Source organism: Mesorhizobium sp. CA12, assembly GCF_020165255.1.
In the GTDB taxonomy this organism is placed as follows: Bacteria; Pseudomonadota; Alphaproteobacteria; order Rhizobiales; family Rhizobiaceae; genus Mesorhizobium.
In genome coordinates this window covers 268474-284660 of the sequence record NZ_JAIUHT010000003.1, presented here as the reverse complement: position 1 = coordinate 284660, position 16187 = coordinate 268474, and the positions used below count along the sequence as shown (strand labels likewise).

Below are 16187 nucleotides of genomic sequence, written 5' to 3'. Positions count from 1 at the left end.
GTGGGCCACCCCTCCCCAACGAGGGGCCACTATCTGGAAGGATAGACCACGATGACGACGCTTACCAAGCCCGGACTCCGTCCGGCAAACCCCAATTTCTCTTCAGGTCCCTGCGCAAAACGCCCCGGCTGGTCGGTCGAGGCGCTGAAAGCCGCCGCGCTTGGGCGCTCCCACCGCGCCAAGATCGGCAAGGCGAAGCTCGAGCAGGCTATCGAGCTGACGCGCGAAATCCTCAATGTTCCCGCCAGCTACCGCATCGGCATCGTGCCGGCGTCGGACACCGGCGCGGTTGAGATGGCGCTCTGGTCGCTGCTCGGCGAGCGCGGCGTCGACATGGTTGCCTGGGAAAGTTTTGGCTCCGGCTGGGTGACAGATGTCGTCAAGCAGCTCAAGCTCGCCGATGTCCGCAAGTTCGAGGCCGGCTACGGCGAGCTGCCCGATCTGGCGCAGGTCGACTTCGACCGCGACGTCGTCTTCACCTGGAACGGCACGACCTCGGGCGTGCGCGTTCCGAACGGCGATTTCATTCCGGCAAACCGCAAGGGTCTGACCATCTGCGACGCGACCTCGGCGGCGTTCGCGCAGCGGCTCGACTTCGAGAAGCTCGATGTCGTCACCTTCTCCTGGCAGAAGGTGCTGGGCGGCGAGGGCGCGCATGGCATGCTGATCCTGTCGCCCCGCGCCGTCGCGCGGCTGGAGACCTACAAGCCGGCCTGGCCGCTGCCGAAAATCTTCCGTCTGACCTCGGGCGGCAAGCTGATCGAGGGCATCTTCAAGGGCGAGACCATCAACACGCCGTCGATGCTGTGCGTGGAGGATTATCTCGATGCGCTCCGCTGGGCGAAGTCGATCGGCGGCCTGGAAGCGTTGATCGCCCGCGCGGACGCGAATGCCGCGGTGCTCGACCGGTTCGCTGAGAAGTCGACGTGGCTCGGCCACCTCGCCGTCGATCCGGCGACGCGCTCGAACACGTCAGTGTGCCTCTCCTTCACCGACGCGCAAGTGGCGGCGCTCGACGCCGATAGCCAGGCGGCCTTCGCCAAGGGGATCGTGTCCGCGCTCGACAAGGAAGGCGTCGCCTACGACATCGGCTCCTACCGCGATGCGCCGCCCGGCCTGCGCATCTGGTGCGGCGCCACCGTCGAGACCGCCGATCTCGAAGCGTTGCTGCCCTGGCTCGACTGGGCCTTCGCCACGCAGAAGGCGTCGCTCAAGGCAGCGGCCTGAGTTTCATGGCGGCCCGCGGGCCGTCAGTTCCCGACACATCCATTCCCACGTCAAGGAGGCCGCAATGGCGCCCCGCGTTCTCGTTTCGGATAAACTTTCCACCACCGCCGTGCAGATCTTCAAGGATCGCGGCATCGACGTCGACTATCTGCCCGATCTCGGCAAGGACAAGGAAAAGCTCGCCGAGGTGATCGGCCAATATGACGGCCTCGCCATCCGCTCGGCGACCAAGGTCACCGAGAAGCTGATCAATGCGGCAACCAGGCTCAAGGTCGTCGGCCGCGCCGGTATCGGCGTCGACAATGTCGACATCCCGGCCGCCAGCCGCAAGGGCATCATCGTGATGAACACGCCCTTCGGCAATTCGATCACCACGGCCGAGCATGCGGTGGCGATGATCTTCGCGCTGGCGCGGCAGATACCGGAAGCCAATGCCTCGACCCATTCCGGCAAGTGGGAAAAGAACCGCTTCATGGGTGTCGAGATCACCAGCAAGACGCTGGGCGTGATCGGCTGCGGCAATATCGGCTCGATCGTGGCCACGCGCGGCGTCGGGCTGAAGATGCATGTGATCGCTTTCGATCCGTTCCTGTCGGACAGCCGCGCCGAGGAGCTCGGCGTCCAGAAAGTCGAGCTCGACGAGCTCTTCGCTCGCGCCGACTTCATCACGCTGCACACGCCGCTGACCGACAAGACGCGCAACATCATCGACGCGGCGGCGATCGCCAAGATGAAGGACGGCGTGCGCATCATCAATTGCGCCCGCGGCGGATTGATCGTCGAGGCGGACCTGGTCGCGGCGCTGAAGAGCGGCAAGGTGGCCGGGGCCGGCATCGACGTGTTCGAGGTCGAGCCGGCCGAGAACAACCCGCTGTTCGGCATGGAGAATGTCGTGGCAACGCCGCATCTCGGCGCCTCGACCACCGAGGCGCAGGAGAATGTCGCGCTGCAGGTTGCAGAGCAGATGAGCGACTACCTAATCAAGGGCGCGGTCTCCAACGCCATCAACATGCCTTCGATCACAGCCGAGGAGGCGCCGCGGCTGAAACCCTTCGTCAAGCTTGCCGAAGTGCTCGGCGCCTTTGTCGGTCAGGTCACCGAGGATCCGATCAAGGAGGTCGAGATACTGTTCGACGGCTCGACCGCGACGATGAACACGCGCGCGCTGGTGAGCGCTGCCCTTGCAGGCCTCATCCGGCCGCAGGTCTCTGACGTCAACATGGTGTCGGCACCGATCATGGTGAAGGAGCGCGGCATCATCGTCGCCGAGGTCAAGCGCGACAAGTCGGGCGTGTTCGACGGCTATATCAAGCTCACCGTCAAGACCGAGCATATGACGCGCTCGATCGCCGGCACCTGCTTCTCCGACCACAAGCCGCGCTTCATCCAGATAAAGGGCATCAATCTCGATGCCGAGGTCGGCCAGCACATGCTCTACACCACCAATGCCGACGCGCCCGGCATCATCGGCCTGCTTGGCACGGTGTGCGGCGAGAACGGCGTCAACATCGCCAACTTCCAGCTCGGCCGCAACCGACCGGGCGGCGATGCGATCGCGCTGCTTTATCTCGATGCGCCCTTCCCGGAAAGTGTGCTGGAGCAGGTACGCGCGCACAAGTCGATCGACTCGGCAAAGCGGCTGCGCTTCGACGTCGGCAGCGAGTAACGTCCGGACGTGAAAACGCCCCGCTTGCATCAGCAGGCGGGGCATTCATGAGATGGCCGTCACCCGATGGCCGCTTGCCGGGAAGTTGAGATATTCACCCTGTCTGCAGCGCTGCTCGGCTGCCGCTGTACTCGGCAAGCGCAATGCCGCCGAGGACAAGCGCCAGCGCGAAGGCCTGATACGCCTGAAACTGCTCGCCGACGATCAGCACCGAAAGCAACGTGCCGAAGATCGGCACCAGATTGATGAACAGGCCGGCGCGGTTGGCGCCGATCAATTCGTTGCCCTTGATGTAGAGGACCTGCGAGACGACCGAAGCGCCAAGCGCCGTGTAGAGCGTGAGCGCCCAGCCACGGGCGTCCGGCACGATGACGCGGCCAGACGCGACCTCCCAGACGAAGAAGGGCAGGGAAACCAGCAGCGCGGCGATCGACAGCGCCAGCATGAAACTTTGCCAGCGGATTGCCGGCCTGAGGCGCAGTCCCACCGAATAGAGGCTGTAGCAAAGCACCGCCACAAGCATGATGGCGTCGCCGAAATTGAGCTCGAGCTTCAGCAGCTGGCCGAGGTCGCCATGACTTGCCGTCAGCGCGACGCCGGCGATGGTGAGCACGACGCCGACGATCTGCAGAGGCTGCACGCGCAGCCTGAACAGCACGAAATTGGCAAGGATGATGACGATCGGGATGGCTGCCTGCTCGATCGAGACATTGATGGCGGTCGTGTAGTTGAGCGCGGTGTAGAAGATGACGTTGAAGATGGTGAAGCCGCAAGCGCCGAGCCCGGCAAGCAGCCTCCAGTGCCTGCGCACTTCGGGCCAATCCTCGCGCAGCGTCCGCCAGCCGATGGGCAGCAGGATCAGCACCGCCATCACCCAGCGCAGGAACACCAGCGTCATCGGCGAGACATGGCCGACGGCAAGCTTGCCCGCCACCGAATTGCCGCCCCACAAGAGCATGGTCGACAGAAGGAACAGATAGGCGGCTCGGTGCATGGAGGTTCCGGCCCTGCGGGTGCTCGAGGGTTCGGCCCGGCCTAGAGTGGCGGCGGCGGCAAGTAAATGATGCGAAAGCCGGAATTTGTTGTGCCTGGACCAGGTTGACGTCTCGGCGTTGGCGTCATTTTGATCCAAGTCCTTGAGGGGCATGGTCACTTGCGGAAGCCGGTTCCCGCTTTTTGGGTTCGCCGACCTTCGGTTCGGGTCATGCTCCAACGATGGTTTCGGCGGCAAAGAAAGGGTCGCGCCAGCCTCCGCTTGACGCTATAGAGGCCTGTCGTTTCAGGCCGCCGGCGCGGCATTTCAAAGGGAAAAGAACATGGCCAATGTGGTGGTCGTCGGCTCGCAATGGGGTGACGAAGGCAAGGGCAAGATCGTCGACTGGCTGTCGGAACGGGCCGATGTGGTCGTGCGCTTCCAGGGCGGCCACAATGCCGGCCACACGCTGGTCGTCGACGGCAAGGTCTACAAGCTGTCGCTGCTGCCCTCCGGCGTGGTCAGAAAGGGCAAGCTTTCGATCATCGGCAACGGCGTGGTGTTCGACCCCCACGCCTTCGTCGCCGAAGCCAAGAAGCTCAAGGAGCAGGGCGTGGAGGTCACGCCGGAACGCCTGAAAATAGCCGAAAACACCGCGCTTATCCTGTCCCTGCACCGGGAGCTGGACGGATTGCGCGAAGACGCAGCCTCGAATTCAGGAACCAAGATTGGCACGACACGACGCGGCATCGGCCCCGCCTATGAGGACAAGGTGGGCCGGCGCGCGGTGCGGGTGATGGATTTGGCGGATCTGGAAACGCTGCCCTTGAAGGTCGACAGGTTGCTGACGCATCACAATGCGCTGCGCCGCGGGCTCGGTCATGCGGAAGCGACGCATGAGGCGATCATGCAGGAACTGACCTCGGTGGCCGCCGAGATCCTGCCTTATATGGACCGCGTCTGGAAGGTGCTCGACGACAGGCGTCGCGCCGGCGAACGCATCCTGTTCGAGGGCGCGCAGGGCACGCTGCTCGACATCGACCACGGCACCTATCCCTTCGTCACGTCGTCCAACACCGTGGCCGGGCAGGCCGCCGCCGGTTCGGGCGTAGGCCCCGGCGTCATCGGCTATGTGCTCGGCATCACCAAGGCCTACACGACGCGCGTCGGCGAAGGGCCGTTCCCGACCGAGCAGAAGAACGAGATCGGCGAGTTCCTCGGCACGCGCGGCCACGAGTTCGGCGTCGTCACCGGCCGCAAGCGCCGCTGCGGCTGGTTCGACGCCGTGCTGGTGCGCCAGGCCGTCGCTGTCAACGGCATCAAGGGCATCGCTCTCACCAAGCTCGACGTGCTCGACGGGCTCGACGAGATCAAGGTCTGCACGGGCTATCGCCTCGACGGCGAGACGATCGATTACCTGCCGGCCAGCCAGGGCGCGCAAGCGCGGGTCGAGCCCGTCTACGAGACGCTCGAAGGCTGGAAGGGAACCACGGCCGGCGCCAGAAGCTGGAACGATTTGCCGGCGCAAGCCGTCAAATATGTCCGCCATATCGAGGAGCTGATCGGTGCCCCCGTGGCGTTGCTCTCCACCAGCCCCGAGCGGGACGACACAATACTTGTGACCGACCCGTTTCAAGACTAGTTTCACAGCCCTTCCCGGCGCTATGGCTGATTTGCGGTCGGCGGGAAAAGAATGCAGGTCACCTGACGCATGGCAGATTTCGTTAGTGTTCTGAAAAAGCAGCTCGACAAGAAGGTCGACCCTTCGTTCGAGATGCGCAAGCAGATATACGACGGCGCCCGCGCGGTGCTGGCAAAGAAACTGGCCGAGTATTCCCCGCCGCTTGCGCCCGATGTCGTCAGCAAGCAGAAGCGCTCGCTGGAAGACGCCATTTCCAGTGTCGAGCGCGAGTATGTCAAAAGCGTTCCGGCCGAGGATCCGCTGGCGGAGCTGGAGCATATTTTCTCCTCCATCGACCGCAACAAGAACCAGTCGAGCCATTCCCGCCAGCCGGCGGCGCCGGAACCCGCCAAGCCGGATCCGTTCAAGTCCGAGCCGTTCAGGCCGTCGCCCGCGCCCGCCAGGACCGAACCAAGCTGGCAAAGCGGGCCGAAGGCGGAACCCGCGCGGCAAACCCCTGCGAAGGAAGAGCCAGTCTGGCAGAACACGGCAAGGACCGAGCCGAACTGGCAGACCGCGCCAAAGGCGGAACCAGCCTGGCAGAAGGCGCCGCCGCCGATGCCGTCGCCGCGCGAAGACGATGTAAGCCTGGCGGGCATGGACGATGCCGATGACGGCAGCGATGTCTTTGCGAATGACGAGCAGCCGGCGGCCGATACCTTCCAGCGCCTGCGGCCACAGCCGCAAAAGCGCAAGCGCAGCTATGGCGGCTTGATCGCCGCCGTCGTCGCGCTCCTGGTGCTGGCCGGCGGCGGCTACGGCATATGGCTGAACAAGAATGCGTTCGGGTCGCTCTTCGGCCTTGGCGGCGGTGGCAGCAAGACGGCCTCGACAGAGCCGCTGGTCAAGCCGGCTCCGGCCAAGCCGGCGACGGAGACGGCGGCCGCGCCGGCTGCGTCCGGCGGCGGCGAGGCGGCCGACACCAACAAGTTCACGCAACGCCTGACGCCCGAGGGCAAGGAGACGGATCCCGGCCCGGCCGGCGGACAGCCCACGATCGGCGAAGGCGAATCCGTCGCGGCGCTGACCTCGCGGCCGCCGGCGACGCCGGCGACGACCCCGCCTGCTCCGGCCACGCCTGCTCCGGCCACGCCGACGCCTGAGACGCCTGCCGCCGGGGCGCCGGCGACCGACGCTGCCAATCCACCGCCGCCCGCAGCCGGAACCACACCGCCGGCGGCTAACGCGGCAACACCGCCCGCGGCCGGCGCCACGCCGCCTGCGGCAGCGACAACGCCGCCGCCCGCGGGCACGACACCGGCTGCGCCGGCGCCTGCGACCGCCGAGGCAACGGTGCCAGTCGGGCAGAAGGCGATCTTCTATGAGGAGCGCACCAGCACGCAGCAGGGCACAGCTGAGCCTGGCAGCATCGTGTGGTCGCTCGTGCAGGAATCGCCCGGCGGCGACCTGCCGCCGGAACCGGCGATCCGCGCCGAGGCGACGATCCCGGGCAAGAATATCCAGCTGCGCATGACGATCCGGCGCAACACCGACCAGACACTGCCCGCCAGCCACATCATCGAGATGATCTTCCTGACGCCGGAAGGGTTCGATGGCGGCGGCGTCGACAATATCCTGCGCATCGCCATGAAGAGCTCCGAGCAGGACGCCGGCAGCCCGCTGATCGGCATCCCGGCCAAGATCGCCGACGGCTTCTTCCTCGTCGCGCTCAACGACACCAAGGCCGACGAGGACGCCAACCTGACGCTGCTGAGAGGCCAGGCCTGGATCGACGTGCCGGTGGTCTACAAGACCGGACGCCGCGCCCTGCTCACCATGGAAAAGGGCATCCCCGGCGAGAAGGTGTTTGACGAGGCGCTGAAGGCCTGGGCGGCGAAGACATCGGGGTGATGGCAGCAGCGGTGGCGCAATGGCGCCGCTGCTCAAAATCCCTGAAAAAGCATGTCGAGAGCGGCGACGATCTCGTCATGATGCCTGCCAAGGTTTCCTTCTGCCGCCCGCAATTCGGAAGCCGTCACAGCCGAAATGAACTGAGTGACCATAACGTGTTCCTTGCCATCGATCCTGAAGATCGGGTTCAGCCTGCGTGCCGGCAGCGGTGCGATGTTGGGGGGCAGAAGGGGAACGACGACGTTGGTATCGAGCTGTTCTAGTATGTCGGACTGGACATCGAGGAGATAACCGTCGCTTCCCGTGCTTCGGTAGAAATCGTAGCGAGCCATCAAAACAGCCGGTACTTGGCCAAAGGCAGACCGTTACGCTTGACGTATTCGTTAGAGCTTTCGAGCGCTTCCTTGTTCTCCTCCTGCCAGCGACGTGTCTTCTCGGCAGAAATCGCCTTGGCGATTCCTTGCTCCGCAGCACGGGACATGTTGATACCCAATGCCTTGGCCTCCTCGATCAATCTCGAATCGATCGAGGTGTTTACCGATTTGCGTTGCGGTTTCGCAGTTGATTGGAGCACGGCAGCCTCTCTATTCCATGCGCATAATATAAGCGCATAGAACGTGCAGGCAAGCCTACCCCTCCATCTCTTCGCGTAGCATCTCCAATTCCAGCCACTCTTCCTCGAGTGCCGCCAGCGTCGTGCGCTCCTTGTCGAGCGCGGCGATGGTCTTCTGGAACGAGGCCGGGTCGCGCTCGTAGAAGGACGGGTCGGCGATGTTGTTCTCCAGTCGCGAGATCGAGGCCGTCACCGCTTCGATCTTCTTAGGCAGCGAATCCAGTGCGAATTTCTGCTTGAACGAGAGCTTTTTCGCGGCGCCTTTGGGCGCCGCCGGTTCGGCTTTCGGTCCAGCCTCGCTCGCCTCGGTCTTGGACCTTGCCTTGCGGTCTTCCAGCCTGGAGCCGCCGCGCTGCGCCAGCATGTCGGAATAGCCGCCGGCATATTCGATCCAGCGGCCGCCGCCGTCCGGCGCGATCACGCTGGTGACGGTGCGGTCAAGGAAGTCGCGGTCGTGGCTGACCAGTATCACGGTTCCGGCAAAGCCCGCGACAAGCTCCTGCAGCAGCTCCAGCGTCTCCATGTCGAGATCGTTGGTCGGTTCGTCCAGCACCAGAAGGTTCGCCGGCCGGGCCAGCACGCGGGCCAAAAGCAGCCGCGCGCGTTCGCCGCCGGAAAGCTCGCGCACCGGCGTGCGGGCCTGCTCCGGCTTAAACAGGAAATCCTTCATGTAGGAGACGACATGACGCTGCTCGCCATTGACGACAAGGTTCTCGCCGCGTCCGTCGGTGAGGTAATGCGCCAGCGTCTCCTGCGGATCGACGGCCTCGCGCTTCTGATCGAGCGTCGCAATCTCGAGATTGACGCCAAGCCGCACCGTGCCGGCATCCGGCGCCAGCTCGCCGGTCAGCATCTTCAACAATGTCGTCTTGCCGGCGCCGTTCGGGCCGACCAGGCCGACGCGGTCGCCGCGCTGGATGCGGGTCGAGAACCCCTTGACCACGGTGAGATCGCCAAAGCTCTTGTCGATGTTCCTGGCCTCGATCACCAGCTTGCCGGACTCGGCGGCGTCGCTGGCCACCATCGTCGCGGTGCCCTCTGCGCCGCGATGGCTGCGGAAGCGCTGGCGCATGGTTTGCAACTCGCCGAGGCGGCGCATGTTGCGTTTGCGCCTGGCGGTCACGCCATAGCGCAGCCAATGTTCCTCGCGCACGATCTGGCGGCCGAGCTTGTGCTGGTCGCGCTCTTCCTCTTCCAGCACCTGGTCGCGCCATTCCTCGAAATGCGCAAAGCCCTTGTCCAGCCGCCGCGTCTGGCCGCGGTCCAGCCAGACAGTGGCGCGCGTGACGCGCTCGAGAAAGCGGCGGTCATGCGAGATCAGGATCACCGCGGAGGAGGTGCGGGCGAGCTCTTCTTCCAGCCATTCAATCACCGAAAGGTCGAGATGGTTGGTCGGCTCGTCGAGGAGCAGGATGTCGGGTTCCGGCGCCATGACGCGGGCAAGGGCGGCGCGGCGCGCCTCGCCGCCGGACAGGTCGTTCGGCCGCTCCTCGCCGGTCAGGCCAAGATGGTCCATCAGATAGGTGGCGCGATGCGGATCGTCGGCTGGGCCAAGGCCCGCCTCGACATAGGCGCGCACGTCGGCGAAGCCGTCCATGTCCGGCATCTGCGGCAGATAGCGGACCGTGGCCGAGGGCTGGCGGAACACCTCGCCATCCTGCGGCTCGATCATCCCAGCGGCGATCTTGAGCAGCGTCGACTTGCCCGAGCCGTTGCGTCCGACCAGCGCGATCTTCTCGCCGGCGGATGCGCTGAGCGCCGCGCCGTCGAGCAGCGGGGTGCCGCCGAAAGTCAGTTTAATGCCGTCGAGGTTGAGGAGTGGCGGCGCCATGTCAACTTTCTGGAAGAGGATAGGGGTGGGCCAGAAGCAGGGCCCGGCCGCGCTCCAGCGCGATGCCAAGCTGCCCTTTGACCTCATTTGATATAGTGAGCGAGGAACCGAACGCCACCTCGACGCGGTCGAGCGGCCATTTGGCGCCGGTGACCGTCAGGCCGGACAGGTCGGAAAAGCCGAGCACCGAAAACAAGGTGCCGTCGTCATAGTCGAAGCTGGCCTTGCTGGGCAGGATGGGAGCGCCTTCCTGCGCGCCACTGGTCAGCAGCACGGTCGTGCCAGCCTCGGCCAGCCGCACGGCCAGCGCCAGATGCAGGAAGGCATGGTCGGCGCGTTTGCCGCCAAAGGCGCCGGCCAGCACGAGGCTGGTGGCGCCACGCTGAAGCGCTTCCGCTATGGCCAGCTCGCCATCGGTCATATCCTTTTCGGCCGGAAAGACTTTTCGCGGCACGGCGGCGAGATCATCCGGCAGGTTCGCCGGCACCGAGTCGAAATCGCCGACCCAAAGTTCGGGGACAAGTCCAAGCATGCGGGCATGGCCGATGCCGGCATCGGCGGCGATGACGCGCGAGCCTTCGATCTGGCGTTCGAGCCGGGGCGTGCGGATAAGCTCGCCGCCAAGCAGGATGGTGAATGTGCCCATGGCCGTCGCCCTTACCAGCCCGTCGGGCGAAACGGAAGCGGGATGCCCAGCGCTTCTGTTGCGAGGCTACCGGCGACCATTAGCTGCCCGGCAAACTTCCGCTTGCGCGCCGCTTCGGCCGGGCCTATCTGTCGAAACGCTCTAACGGGGTGCCGGACGTGATCCGGCTGAGAGGCGATCAAGCCAACCCGCTGAACCTGATCCGGTTTGTACCGGCGGAGGGATTAGACGTTTCGGACCATCCGGCGCCTCAATTCCTTGTCACTCGAACGAAGGAGGCGCCGATATGCGCGCAATACTGTCCCATCTCATTCTCGCAACCGGCTTTGTTTCGCTTCTGGCGGGCGTAGCGCCTGCCGCTGCGAAGGACAAGCTCACCGTCTATACCTATGAAAGCTTTACCGCCGATTGGGGCCCCGGCCCGGCGGTGAAGAAGGAATTCGAGGCCGAATGCGGCTGCGATCTCGAATTCGTCTCGGTGGCCGACGGCGTGGCGCTCCTCAACCGCGTCAAGCTCGAAGGCGCCGGCACCAAGGCCGACATCGTGCTCGGCCTCGACACCAATCTCACCGCCGACGCCAAGGCGAGCGGACTGTTCGCGCCGCATGGCGAAGTCTCCGCCATCGACGTGCCTGGAGGCTGGAGCGACGACACTTTCGTGCCTTTCGACTACGGCTATTTCGCCGTCGTCTATGACACGCAGAAGCTTAAAGTCCCGCCGAAGAGCCTGAAGGAACTGGTCGAAGGCGCCGGCACGGACAAGATCGTCATCCAGGATCCGCGCACCTCGACGCCGGGCCTCGGCCTGCTCTTGTGGGTGAAATCGGTCTATGGCGACAAGGCGCCGGAAGCCTGGGCCAAGCTGAAATCGAAAGTGCTGACGGTGACGCCGGGCTGGAGCGAGGCCTATGGCCTGTTCACCAAGGGCGAGGCGCCAATGGTGCTTTCCTACACCACCTCGCCGGCCTACCACATGGTGGCCGAGAACACCGAGCGCTACCAGGCCGCCTCGTTCGAGGAAGGCGAATACCTGCAGATCGAGGTTGCCGGCATCACCACGACGGGCGCGAAGAACCCGCTGGCGCAAAAGTTCATCGCCTTCATGACCGGACCGAAATTCCAGGATGTCATTCCGGAAACCAACTGGATGTTCCCGGCCGCCAAGACCGACAAGCCGCTCAACCCGGCCTTCGACAGACTGGTGAAGCCGACCAAGACCTTGCTGTTCAGCCCGCAGGAGGTCGCCGCCAACCGCAAGGCGTGGGTGGATGAGTGGCTGGCGGTGATGAGCAAGTAGGAACGCTATTCGCGCAAGATGATCGCTCTACGGCGCCCCCCTCTGTCCTGCCGGACATCTCCCCCACAGGGGGGGAGATTGGCCGTCATCGGCGGTTTCGCCAACTGGCAACGTTGCAGTGATGAGCGAGGCGCGGGCGCTGCTGATCTCCCCCCTTGTGGGGGAGATGTCCGGCAGGACAGAGGGGGGCGCGAAGGAACGCGGCGTTTGCTGAATTCCACCACGGTGCAACGTGCAAGCCGCCGCGCACCCTGACTCCCGCATCACCGCCGGCGTCGTCGCGCTCGCGGCCATCGCCATCCTCATCGGCGGTGCCCTCGCCGGCCTCGCCGTCGAAGGCGCGCACGATCTCTCCGGCGCTGCCGCCGCCTTCGACAATTATCTCCTGCGCGTCGCCCGCTTCACGCTGTGGCAGGCGGCTCTCTCGACGCTGCTGTCGGTCGCGCCGGCGCTGCTCGTGGCGCGCGCCTTGTCGAGACACCCAAGTTTCCAGGGACGCCGCCTGATCCTGCAATTGTTCACCGTGCCGCTGGCCTTGCCGGCGATCGTCGCCGCGCTCGGCATTCTGGCGCTCTACGGTCGGGCCGGATATTTTGCCGGCGTCTTCGCCGGACTTGGCGGTGCGGATTGGCCGGGGATCTACGGCCTCTCCGGCATCCTTGTCGCTCATGTCTTCTTCAACCTGCCCTTGGCGACGCGCCTGTTCCTCGAGGCGCTGGGCACCGTTCCCGCCGACCAGTGGCGGCTGGCGAGCCAGCTCGGCATGGGTGCCTGGCCGGCCTTCCGGCTGATCGAATGGCCGGTGCTGCGCGCGGCCCTGCCGGGGATTGCCGGGTTGGTCTTCATGCTCTGCATCACCTCCTTCACCATCGTGCTGACGCTCGGCGGCGGTCCGGCCGCGACGACACTGGAAGTGGCCATCTACCAGGCGCTGCGCTTCGATTTCGATCCTACGCGGGCCGTAACACTGACGTTTCTTCAGATCGCGCTCACCTTCGTCGTGGTCGCAGCACTCACGCGGCTCGGCGCCAACACGGTCGGTGATGCCAATCTGCCGGTCGCGCCGCGCCGCTACCTTTCCGCGGGCCCGCTCGAAACCGTGCTGAATGCCGGCCTCATCGCGCTTACCCTGCTGTTCGTTGCCGGACCGATGGCGGCGACGCTGCTTTCAGGCCTGGAGGCCGATCTCGGCCGGCTGGCAGGCGAGGAAGCGGTGCGCCGCGCCACCCTCACCAGCGCGGGCCTTGCCCTGCTTGCAGCGCTTCTCAGCGTGACGCTGTCGCTGGCGCTGATCGCGGCACGGCGCGCGCTGGCCCTGCGGCGCCGAGCAGGCGGGGCCATGGGCCTGCTCGAATATGCCGCCGACACCGGCGCCGGCTTCGTGCTCGTCGTGCCGCCGATCGTGCTCGGCGCCGGCTGGTTCCTGGCGCTGCGCCACGTCACCGATGTCTTTGCCATCGCGCCGGTCATGGTCGTCGCCGTCAACGCGGTGATGGCGATGCCCTTCGCCATCCGCGCGATTCGCCCGGCCTATGACGCGGCGAGCGAACGCCATGAGCGGCTTTGCCTGGCGCTCGGCATAGCCGGCTGGAACCGGCTCAGCCTGATCGACTGGCCGTCGCTGAGGCGGCCCTTGGCCACCGGCTTCGCCTTCGCCATTGCGCTGTCGCTCGGCGATCTCGGCGTGATCGCGCTGTTCGGCAGCGATTCCGTGCAGACCTTGCCCTATCTGCTTTTGGCGCGCATGAGCAGCTACAGGACAGCCGACGCTGCGGGACTTGCCTTGCTGCTCGGCCTCGTCTGCCTGATGCTGGTGGTCGCCGCGGACTGGCTGGGGCGGGAAGGAAAGTCATGACGACGACCATCGACGGCACCGCCGCGCAAAAGGGCCTCGCCGTCGCGCTGAATGGCGTCTCGTTCAGCTATGGCGAGTCTTCGTTTCGCTTCGATGCCGAATTCGCGGCCGGCAGGATCACCGCCATCATGGGGCCGAGCGGTTCCGGCAAGTCGACGCTGCTCAATCTGATAGCCGGCTTCGAAGTGCCCGATGCGGGCAAGGTCCTGATCGGCGGCGTCGGTCTCGGAAACACGCCGCCTTCGACGCGGCCGGTGTCGATGGTGTTCCAGGAAAACAATTTGTTTGCGCATCTTTCCGTCGAAGCCAATGTCGGGCTCGGCCGCTCGCCGTCGCTGAAACTCGGCGACGCCGATCGCGCCGACGTCGCCGAGGCGCTGGCGCGGGTTGGTCTTGCCGGCAAGGAAAAGCGGCTGCCGCGCGAGCTGTCCGGCGGCGAGCGGCAGCGCGTGGCGCTGGCGCGCGTGCTGCTGCGCGACCGGCCCGTTTTGCTGCTCGACGAACCTTTCGCGTCGCTCGGCCCGGCGCTGCGCGACGATATGCTGGACCTTGTGGCTGGCATTCATGCCGAGCGCGAAATGACGGTGTTGTTCGTCACGCATCAGCCGGAAGATGCGCGCCGCATCGGGCAGGACGTGGCATTTCTCTACGAAGGCACGATCGCGGCAGCCGGGCCGGCCGAGGATTTCTTCGATCGGTCTGGACCGGATGCATTCAGACGCTATATCGGCGATCGAGGCGGCACCGTTGCCGGATCACAACATGTTGCCCGGAAGCGGACATAATTTATGGCCAAACCGGCAATGGGCGATCCGGCGTTTCCTTGCCTTGTCCGGGGGAGTATGGCTAGGTCCGGCCATGCTGGTCCGGATGGGCCGTGATTTGCCGAAAGATTTGGAAAGGAAGCCGACCTGTCGAGCGGCGCTGACAAGGTGTGGATGAAGCCGCTGGCACGATTTCTCGCGCTGGCGAGCGTCGCCGTGCTGGCGAGCTGCCAGATGTTCACGCCGCCGGACGTGCAGGAGAGCGGCTTCCAACCTTCCGACAAGCCGATCACCGTCGACAATGTCGTGGCCAACGCCAAGCTCGCAGAGATGGCGAAGGCGCAGCACCCGCGGATTCTCGCCACCTATGGCGGCGAATATTCCGACCCAAAGCTCGAACGCATGGTGGCCAAGGTCGTCGGCAATCTGACGGTGGTGTCGGCCAACCCGACCCAGACCTATCGCATAACCATCCTCAACTCGCCCAATGTCAACGCCTTCGCGCTGCCGGGCGGCTATCTCTATGTGACGCGGGGCCTGCTGGCGCTGGCCAACGATTCCTCCGAGCTTGCCGCCGTCATCGCGCATGAGATGGGGCACGTCACCGCGAATCACGGCCTGCAGCGGCAGCAGCTCGAAGCCGAGGAGGGCCTGGCGACCAAGGTGGTTTCCGATGTGCTCGGCGACAGCCCGACCGCCAAGGCGGCACTGATCCGCGGCAAGCTCAGGCTCGCGCAATTCTCGCGCAACCAGGAACTGCAGGCCGACGCCATCGGCATCAAGTCGATCGGCGAGGCGGGCTATGATCCCTATGCCGCCGGCCGCTTCCTGCAGTCGATGTCGGCCTATACGGATTTCCGCTCGGTGAGCGGCGCCACCGACGCCAGCCTCGACTTCCTGGCGACGCACCCGAACACGCCGCAGCGTATCGAGCTGGCGCAGCGGCTGGCGCGCAATTTCGGCCCGCCCGGCGTCGGCACGCGCGACCGCGACGCATTTCTGGCCGGCATAGACGGCCTGCTTTACGGCGACACGCCGGAAGAAGGCTATGTGCGCGGCCAGACCTTCATGCATCCCAATCTCGGCGTCTCGTTTACCGTGCCGGACGGCTTTGTCATCGACAATTCGGCGGCCGCCGTGACCGCGACCGGGCCGGGCGACATCGCCATCCGCTTCGACGGCGTGGCGATCGACAAGTCCGTGTCGCTCACCGATTACATCCGCAGCGGCTGGGTAGCGGGGCTGGAAGACGCCAGCGTGCGCCGGGACACGATCAACGGCAACGATGCGGCGACGGCGCATGCCAGCGCGCAAGGCTGGCAGTTCGACATCGCGGTGATCCGCGCCGGCGGCCAGGTCTACAGGCTGCTGACGGCCGCGCCCTCGGCCAGCACTTCGCTGGACCCGGTGGCGCGCTCGGTCAGCGGTTCCTTCCGCGTGCTGAGCCCAGCCGAGAAGGCGGCGCTGAAGCCGCTGCATATCAGGGTCGTCACCGTCCAGGCCGGCCAGACCATGGGCTCGCTCGCCGCGCAGATGGTCGGCGTCGACCGCAAGCTCGATCTGTTCCGGGTGCTCAACGCCATGTCGCCGGGCGCGACTGTGTCGTCCGGCGACAAGGTCAAGATCGTCACCGACAAATAATCCCGACGCCCCTTTCCGGCGGCTTCCGCTTGATGGTGATGGCGTTTCGTTGAATCGCCAGCACGATCCTTGTTGGAGCATGATGTCATCCGAAACCGGTTCCCACTTATCGGGATCATGCTCTCTCGACGCTGCCGTTCGG

General features: G+C 65.4%; 13 protein-coding genes and 1 riboswitch. Of the genes, 8 read left to right on the top strand and 5 right to left on the bottom strand.

Annotated elements, in window-relative coordinates; genetic code table 11:
- The first annotated feature begins 51 nt into the window (after positions 1–51).
- Together LB520_RS07880 and serA are read left to right on the top strand one after the other, a co-directional pair.
- The gene (locus tag LB520_RS07880) at positions 52–1227 is read left to right on the top strand and encodes a phosphoserine transaminase (protein WP_224637072.1); all 1176 of its coding nucleotides are present in this window, start codon (positions 52–54) and stop codon (positions 1225–1227) included.
- A gap of 64 nt (positions 1228–1291) precedes the next feature.
- Positions 1292–2893 (top strand): phosphoglycerate dehydrogenase, encoded by a 1602-nt coding sequence (gene serA / locus LB520_RS07875; protein ID WP_224637070.1) that lies wholly within the window; start codon positions 1292–1294, stop codon positions 2891–2893.
- A gap of 94 nt (positions 2894–2987) precedes the next feature.
- On the opposite strand, the gene LB520_RS07870 is transcribed toward serA, so the two are convergent.
- Positions 2988–3887 carry a DMT family transporter gene (locus LB520_RS07870; RefSeq protein WP_224549297.1) on the bottom strand — a complete coding sequence of 300 codons (900 nt, stop codon included), beginning with the start codon at positions 3885–3887 and terminating at the stop codon, positions 2988–2990.
- Between the two features lie 322 nt (positions 3888–4209).
- Here LB520_RS07870 and LB520_RS07865 point away from each other — a divergent pair, with 322 nt between their 5' ends.
- Together LB520_RS07865 and LB520_RS07860 are read left to right on the top strand one after the other, a co-directional pair.
- Positions 4210–5508 (top strand): adenylosuccinate synthase, encoded by a 1299-nt coding sequence (locus LB520_RS07865; RefSeq protein WP_224637068.1) that lies wholly within the window; start codon positions 4210–4212, stop codon positions 5506–5508.
- Between the two features lie 69 nt (positions 5509–5577).
- Positions 5578–7398 carry a hypothetical protein gene (locus LB520_RS07860; protein WP_224637066.1) on the top strand — a complete coding sequence of 607 codons (1821 nt, stop codon included), beginning with the start codon at positions 5578–5580 and terminating at the stop codon, positions 7396–7398.
- Between the two features lie 32 nt (positions 7399–7430).
- Here LB520_RS07860 and LB520_RS07855 read toward each other — a convergent pair whose 3' ends face one another.
- The 4 genes from LB520_RS07855 to LB520_RS07840 are packed head-to-tail and all read right to left on the bottom strand — an operon-like array spanning position 7431 to position 10488.
- Entirely contained in the window at positions 7431–7730 is a 300-nt protein-coding gene (locus tag LB520_RS07855; protein ID WP_095767294.1) for a CcdB family protein, read from the bottom strand.
- On the bottom strand, positions 7730–7972 hold the full coding sequence (locus tag LB520_RS07850) for a type II toxin-antitoxin system CcdA family antitoxin (protein WP_224637065.1): 243 nt from the start codon (positions 7970–7972) through the stop codon (positions 7730–7732). The genes LB520_RS07855 and LB520_RS07850 overlap by 1 nt, the downstream gene beginning before the upstream one ends.
- A gap of 55 nt (positions 7973–8027) precedes the next feature.
- Positions 8028–9842, bottom strand: a complete 1815-nt coding sequence (locus LB520_RS07845) for an ABC-F family ATP-binding cassette domain-containing protein (RefSeq protein WP_224637064.1) — start codon at positions 9840–9842, stop codon at positions 8028–8030.
- 1 nt (position 9843) lies between these two features.
- Positions 9844–10488, bottom strand: coding sequence for a thiamine diphosphokinase (locus LB520_RS07840; protein WP_224527976.1), 645 nt, complete (start codon positions 10486–10488; stop codon positions 9844–9846).
- Between the two features lie 135 nt (positions 10489–10623).
- A riboswitch (TPP riboswitch) is annotated at positions 10624–10729 on the top strand.
- Positions 10730–10774: 45 nt separating this feature from the next.
- On the opposite strand from LB520_RS07840, the gene thiB reads away from it, so the two are divergent.
- The 4 genes from thiB to LB520_RS07820 all read left to right on the top strand — a co-directional run bounded on the left by thiB (position 10775) and on the right by LB520_RS07820 (position 16045).
- Positions 10775–11785, top strand: coding sequence for a thiamine ABC transporter substrate binding subunit (gene thiB, locus LB520_RS07835; protein WP_224637063.1), 1011 nt, complete (start codon positions 10775–10777; stop codon positions 11783–11785).
- Positions 11786–12017: 232 nt separating this feature from the next.
- Positions 12018–13640 carry a thiamine/thiamine pyrophosphate ABC transporter permease gene (thiP, locus tag LB520_RS07830; protein ID WP_224637062.1) on the top strand — a complete coding sequence of 541 codons (1623 nt, stop codon included), beginning with the start codon at positions 12018–12020 and terminating at the stop codon, positions 13638–13640.
- Positions 13637–14425 carry a thiamine ABC transporter ATP-binding protein gene (gene thiQ / locus LB520_RS07825; protein ID WP_224637061.1) on the top strand — a complete coding sequence of 263 codons (789 nt, stop codon included), beginning with the start codon at positions 13637–13639 and terminating at the stop codon, positions 14423–14425. The genes thiP and thiQ overlap by 4 nt, the downstream gene beginning before the upstream one ends.
- A gap of 153 nt (positions 14426–14578) precedes the next feature.
- A complete protein-coding gene (locus tag LB520_RS07820; RefSeq protein WP_224637060.1) occupies positions 14579–16045 on the top strand; it encodes a M48 family metalloprotease in 1467 nt (488 codons plus the stop codon).
- Positions 16046–16187: the final 142 nt, after the last annotated feature.